Genomic DNA, 5,935 nt, shown 5'->3' on the forward strand with positions numbered 1-5,935 from the left:
TGAACCGTACTCAAGCTGACTTGAAAGCGTTCGGCTAATTGGCGTTGGGAGATCGAGCCATCGGCATAAACAGCAATGATGCGCTGACGTAAATCAGTGGAAAGAGGCTTCATCTAAGGGAGATTCCTAGAGTCTGTAGGTAAGCCTCATATTGTATTCTAAACAACTAGGAACCGCTATATAGAAGAGATTTGAGAGGTCATGAATGCGTTTTCTCAGTAGCGCTGCAGCTACATCTATAGGTTTATCTGGTTTTCCATCAAGTTTGAATCCTCCCTGGGAAAGATAATAAAAGTGGCTATGGGCGACAACTTAATCTCAAAGGTAGAAATTGCCCATAGACCATAGCTTTGAGTTCCAATTTCCCCCCAAGGGCAGATGCCAACCACCTGCTAACCATGATTTTCTATATCAGGCACGCTCACCTCTCCCGGTTTGAGCAGGTTTCTAAAATATTGTAAGGTTTACGGCAGGTCTATGACATCTCTGATACAGGAAGTAAAAAGCACGTTAATTGGACTGGTTGGCCAGTTTGTTGGCATCTTACCGGGTCTGTTGATGGCCATTCTTATAATCACTGCCACGAGTTTTCTAGCAGGCATTGTGCAGCGCCTCATGCGGCGGGTTGCTAGCAAAACTTTAAATAGTTTATCCCTACGGTCTTTACTGGTTCAAACTAGCCGTGTGGGCACTTGGGCAGTGGGTATATTGCTTGCCTGTGTGCTGGCGTTTCCTGATTTGCGTCTGGGCGATCTGGTGGCTCTACTAGGTCTCAGTTCCGTTGCCATTGGTTTTGCCTTCCAAGATATCTTTAAGAATTTTCTAGCCGGTATTCTGTTACTCCTGCAAGAGCCCTTTTCCATTGGCGACCAGATTATTGTAAGTGATTATGAGGGCACTGTAGAGGACGTTGCGCTGCGTGCCACCCGCATTCGCACCTACCAAGGAGAGCAGGTGGTCATTCCTAACTCAGTTGTTTTTACTAGCCCGGTGCAGGTCTTAACGGCGTGCCCCCAGCGACGTACAGATTTGGGCGTTGGTGTGGACTACAATACACCACTCCCCAAAGCCACCAGCGTACTGATGAAAGCGTTAAAGAGTGTAGACGAAGTTAAGTCTAATCCGTCTCCCGAAGTGGACATTGTTGAGTTTGGAGACAGCTCTATTAATCTAGTCGCTCGGTATTGGACCCATCCTGAACAAAAATGTGTACGCCGGATTCAAACCCAGGTGATGATGGCCATCAAGCAGGCATTTGATCAAGCCGACATTGGCATTCCCTATCCGATTCGCACACTCTACTTTTACAATCAGGATCAGTACAGCGATTTTCAACCTAAAAACAGTGAGGTTCATGCCAACGGCACTCACACCAATAGTGATCATGTAGCGGCCAAGTCATAGTTGTATGGAAGGTGTTGCTGATTCTCTAAATCAGCAACGGCAGATAGAATTGCCTCTAAAGCCAAGAATCAATCGTATGCATCGTACTGCCCACTTAATTTTTAACCCAGTATCTGGTCAGGGGAATGCCGAGCAAGACTTAGAATGCTTGCGAGCGAATCTGTCCCAGTCGCTAAATCTAACGGTTTATGAGACCACCCCTGATCGCGATGCCCGCACCCTAGCCGCTCAGTCCGTCGAGCAGGGTGTGGAGTTGGTGATTGTATCGGGGGGAGATGGCACCATCAATGCGGCAGCTGAGGCCTTGACTGAATCGTCGATTCCCATGGCGATTATTCCGCGAGGTACGGCCAATGCGATCGCAACTGCGTTGGATATACCCAACAATCTAGAAGACGCCTGCGAGATTGCTTTAACCGGATCCATGCGAACGATCGACACCGCCCGTTGCAACGGGTATCCCATGGTGTTGTTAGCCGGGATTGGCTTAGAAGCAGACGTCATTGATCAAGTTTCACGGGATGCCAAGGACCGGCTGGGAGCCTTAGCCTATATTTTGTCGAGCATTCAGCAATTGAGAGGACTGAATACATTTGAGACCACCATAGAAACCGAAGACAGAGTGATCTCAGTCAGTGCTAGCGCCATTACCATCGCCAACATAGCGCCTTCAACATCGGTACTGGCTCAAGGACCTGCGAAAATTATTGCTGATGATGGTTTGCTGGATATTACCATTGTGGCCTCTGAAGGGATTGGCAGCACCCTTGCCGTCTCATACGAACTCTTTCGCTCCGCCATCAGTAACCAAGCAGCCCAGAGGGACGATGTGGGTTATTTGCGCAGTAGCCACGTCCGTATCACCACTGACCCGCCCCAAAAGGTTGTTCTAGATGGAGAGATGTTGGGGACAACGCCGCTGGACGTTGTGTGTGTTCCCAAAGGGTTAACCCTGGTTGTGCCTCAGCAACCGGTATCCTCCAAGTCTGAGGATTTAGCTGGACTCCCTAATCTGACAATTGAGCCCAAGCTCTAGAGCGTTAGTTCTACATCCCGTGGGCACACAGCAACAAAAAAGCCGGGGCATAACCCCCGGCTTTTTTGTTGCTGATTGTTGAATCAGAACTTGTGTGCGTGCAGTACCTCCATCACGTCACAGAGATAGGAGATGCCCGAATAATCTTCGAAAAACCGGGCTGCAACCTCATCCGAAATCTTCACGGCCATCTCCCGACTGGGGGTGAGTATCTCGAACTTTATATTCGCCTGGGTGTCGGAAACACTGGGTTGCCCTGACGAGCGCACGTTACGACTGCCTCTACCGCCAGCGTCCACCACCGTATAACCGGTCGCCCCGGCTTCGTCGATAATCTTGGCGATCTTTTTCAACAACAACTTTTCCGTGACGATGACGAGCTTGCTGGCTTGCTTACTCATGTTGATTACCTCCCGATGAGTGTATTTATTAAACTACAGACTACATAGAAACTTAGGAAATCCGAAATCAGCCGCCGCCTAGCGCCTGGGCAAGTCCGATGAAGAGCGGTATGCCTATGGCAAGCGCAACCGGTGTGCCGACGGCTGTGGATGAGCCGATGTAGGCAGAAGGATTGGCTGACGGGATACCGGCTCGCAACGTGGGCGGTCCTGAGATGTCTGAACTAGAGGAGGCAATGACGGCCAGGATCACGACGCCGCCAAGGCTGAATCCTGTGGTGACGTGGGCAATCATGCCAAGACCGAAGGCAATGAACCCATGCAGCAGCGGCGCTATAAAAGCATATAGGGCATACCACTGGCCCACCTTGCGCAGCTCACCGATCCTTGCCGTGGCTTCCATACCCATGACCAGCATCAGTATCGAAAGCAGGCCGCGAAAGAGGGGATTGAAGAAACTCTCATAGACACTCTCCGGCCGGGTTAGTATGCCTAGAGCGAGGCCGAGCAACAATGCCGATAGGGCAGAACCCTGGAGACTTTCCTGCACAATGGGCCATATCTTGACTCGCTCGGGCTGCTTTCTGGGATACCCGCTTGCAGTGGTGCTCTGATTGCTGGACCCGCCGCTTACGGTACCGCCCTGCTCACTGGAGTACCCGCCTGCAGTCACAGTTTGCTTGCTGAGAGACTCCTCTTGGCTGAAATACTTGTCGCGCTGCTTGCTGATATATATGCTGGCCAAGACGATCGCAGTCACGAGGGCTGGGATATCCATAAAGGGATAGAGTGCGGCAGCCCAGGGTTCGTATTGGACGCCTTCGGTTTCCAGGATTGTCAGGCCAGCGGCCAGGGTGGAACCACTCACGGCACCGAATAAGCCCGCAGTCGCAATAGCATCCACGACTTTGACTTTCGGTAGCTTGGCCAGCGTGTAACGCCCGATGAACACAATCAGGACACCCACTAACATGGCGAACAATGCGGGCAACAGCATCTCCACCAGATTGGCGTTGCGGATGGCAATGCCGCCGCTCAGGCCGACCTTTAGGAGCAGCATGAAGACGATGAACTTATAGATCGGATCTGGAATTGTCAGTCGGCTGTTGAAGGCGGCAACGACCATACCACCAATGAGAAAGCCTAGGGTCGGGGACTGCAACTTCCCCAGGAAAAGCGTAAAGAAACTGGACAAAAAATCCACGTTGTAATTCTCCTTGATCAGAGCAGGACTATATCCATGGGGATTAACCCCAAAGTGATTGATTGACACATGGAGATTCTGGAAATGTTGAGAAACTGCATCGTATTTAAGAATCTTATCAGGGTCTAGAAACCTTGCTTGATCAAAGCTCTAAGAAAAGACTGCTCTCTAAACGATGCATTGAGAGCAGTCCACTGATATGAAAACAATTTTTGATAGACCTTAATCTATCAAAAACCAAATCTCCATATATTTAAGTCTATCTTACAAAGCCTTGGAAATTGGGCCATCAAGGCAAAATACAGGATGGATTATCTAAACCAAATGATAAGTTTAGATTATATTAAGAGTACAAAGCAATCCATTTGTCTGATGTAAACTCACGGTTATGGGTATGCTTTTCTCCACTGTCAGTCGCCGATGGAGCACATTCGCTCAGGCCGAGACCTCAAAACTGAACGAGTAGAATATGCAGTTCCAGAACCAGCCAATTCTACTCGTTGAAAGCTGCTAATTTTAGAACTCGTCCCTGTCGAAGAGGTATCGTCTCTCGCTAACCTATACACTTCAGAAGAACTCTTACTGTTCAACAGGCAAATAATGTTTCGCCGACAGAAAAAACGGCCATGGTGTTCTAATCGATCTGCAATGCTGGCGCTTCTATGGGGGCTGTTGGTTCGACCGGAGAGCTGTAGCGAGCTGCATTGAACCAAACGACTGATAACAACAAGCCCACGCAACAGCCAGCTAGAAAAATCCAGCCGTGAGAAGGCTCTAAGACACAGAGCAAACGGCGGTTGCTGCCATATACCTGCACGACCCAGCCTTCATCAGTATCCAGCTTGGGTTGCCATTGTTTCGATTCAAACTTATTCATGATTTCCACTCCATGCCTATCATATGTATCGCTAACAGAACAATGCCTGTATCGCACAGAACACCTGCCCAAAATTCACCTGTGAGTTAGGTGCAGCGTGGGCCACAGCTTGAAATTAGTCAAACCTATTTCATAGTCAAGAGTCTATGCTTTTAGCAAATACCATAGTTTTTAGTTTATGAAATTATTTTGCACATGCGCGGTTTTTTCGCGAAAAATTGCCTCCGATTTGCAGACCTATTGCATAAGCAGACCTTATGCACCTGGAAGGTTGAGCAGAGTCGAAACCGGATTTATGGGGTACATCATTCAGCCGCAAGACCCTAAGTGCAGGAAAAGCGCTGACGTCGTGAGCGTCGAAAGATATTCCTCCAGATAGATTTTTAAACGCAGGGCATCGTAAATAATCTTAATAATTCAGTCGAATCACTTTAGGTCTAAGTGGTCTCCCCCCCATCACCGTTATTTCTGCATACTAAAGCCAACAATCATGAAAAAAGCTACAGTGCCCTCTACGGACTATGTAAAAACATATTTAAAAGAGATTGGCCGCGTTCCCCGTTTAACCCACGAGCAGGAAATCACCTACGGTAAAGCGGTTCAACGATTGGTTGAGCTAGAAAATCTGCGGGAAAATCTTAGAGAAGACACAGATCATCCTGTTGATCAGGAAGCTTGGGCCGCTGCAGCAAACCTAACAGTTAAAGAGCTAACGCATCATCTCCGTGCTGGAACAGCCGCTAAAACAAAAATGGTGGAGGCCAACCTACGTTTGGTTGTTTCCATTGCTAAAAAGTACCTCAATCGAAATATTGAACTTTTGGATCTCATTCAAGAGGGCACCATTGGTCTACAACGGGGTGTAGAAAAGTTCGATCCGCTTAACAATAGTCCGGACAGAAAAGCGAGAGAAATAGCCAGAAAAGCTATTCAGGCACTAAGGTTTTGTTAACAGACAAACCCACCTGAATAGCCATGACATGCATCATACCGGGTCTACTACGAAAAGTGGG

Annotated in this window: 7 protein-coding genes; 3 read left to right on the forward strand and 4 right to left on the reverse strand. The window is 48.6% G+C overall.

Features of this window, described 5'->3' with window-relative positions:
* The coding region (locus IQ260_RS26595; protein WP_193995938.1) for a helix-turn-helix domain-containing protein at positions 1-113 on the reverse strand (113 nt) is incomplete at its 3' end.
* Between the two features lie 364 nt (positions 114-477).
* Between IQ260_RS26595 and IQ260_RS26600 the strand changes: the two genes are divergently transcribed.
* Both IQ260_RS26600 and IQ260_RS26605 read left to right on the forward strand, forming a co-directional pair.
* On the forward strand, positions 478-1,404 hold the full coding sequence (locus IQ260_RS26600; protein WP_193996102.1) for a mechanosensitive ion channel family protein: 927 nt from the start codon (positions 478-480) through the stop codon (positions 1,402-1,404).
* Between the two features lie 76 nt (positions 1,405-1,480).
* Entirely contained in the window at positions 1,481-2,440 is a 960-nt protein-coding gene (locus IQ260_RS26605; RefSeq protein ID WP_193996103.1) for a YegS/Rv2252/BmrU family lipid kinase, read from the forward strand.
* An 83-nt stretch (positions 2,441-2,523) separates the two neighbouring features.
* Here the strand turns inward: IQ260_RS26605 and IQ260_RS26610 are convergent, their stop codons facing one another.
* The 3 genes from IQ260_RS26610 to IQ260_RS26620 all read right to left on the reverse strand — a co-directional run bounded on the left by IQ260_RS26610 (position 2,524) and on the right by IQ260_RS26620 (position 4,922).
* Positions 2,524-2,841 carry a P-II family nitrogen regulator gene (locus IQ260_RS26610; RefSeq protein WP_193996104.1) on the reverse strand — a complete coding sequence of 106 codons (318 nt, stop codon included), beginning with the start codon at positions 2,839-2,841 and terminating at the stop codon, positions 2,524-2,526.
* 67 nt (positions 2,842-2,908) lie between these two features.
* On the reverse strand, positions 2,909-4,045 hold the full coding sequence (locus IQ260_RS26615) for a sodium-dependent bicarbonate transport family permease (RefSeq protein WP_193996107.1): 1,137 nt from the start codon (positions 4,043-4,045) through the stop codon (positions 2,909-2,911).
* Positions 4,046-4,679: 634 nt separating this feature from the next.
* Positions 4,680-4,922, reverse strand: a complete 243-nt coding sequence (locus IQ260_RS26620; protein ID WP_193996105.1) for a hypothetical protein — start codon at positions 4,920-4,922, stop codon at positions 4,680-4,682.
* Positions 4,923-5,412: 490 nt separating this feature from the next.
* On the opposite strand from IQ260_RS26620, the gene IQ260_RS26625 reads away from it, so the two are divergent.
* Entirely contained in the window at positions 5,413-5,874 is a 462-nt protein-coding gene (locus tag IQ260_RS26625) for a sigma factor (protein ID WP_193996106.1), read from the forward strand.
* Positions 5,875-5,935: the final 61 nt, after the last annotated feature.

It is taken from the genome of Leptolyngbya cf. ectocarpi LEGE 11479 (assembly GCF_015207065.1).
GTDB lineage: Bacteria > Cyanobacteriota > Cyanobacteriia > Phormidesmidales > Phormidesmidaceae > Leptothoe > Leptothoe ectocarpi.

What these genes read in the sequence shown, in the direction of transcription:
- IQ260_RS26600 (WP_193996102.1), top strand. Translation starts at nt 478, where the DNA reads ATGACATCTCTGATACAGGAAGTAAAAAGCACGTTAATTGGACTGGTT.
- IQ260_RS26605 (WP_193996103.1), top strand. Translation starts at nt 1,481, where the DNA reads ATGCATCGTACTGCCCACTTAATTTTTAACCCAGTATCTGGTCAGGGG.
- IQ260_RS26610 (WP_193996104.1), bottom strand. Translation starts at nt 2,841, where the DNA reads ATGAGTAAGCAAGCCAGCAAGCTCGTCATCGTCACGGAAAAGTTGTTG.
- IQ260_RS26620 (WP_193996105.1), bottom strand. Translation starts at nt 4,922, where the DNA reads ATGAATAAGTTTGAATCGAAACAATGGCAACCCAAGCTGGATACTGAT.
- IQ260_RS26625 (WP_193996106.1), top strand. Translation starts at nt 5,413, where the DNA reads ATGAAAAAAGCTACAGTGCCCTCTACGGACTATGTAAAAACATATTTA.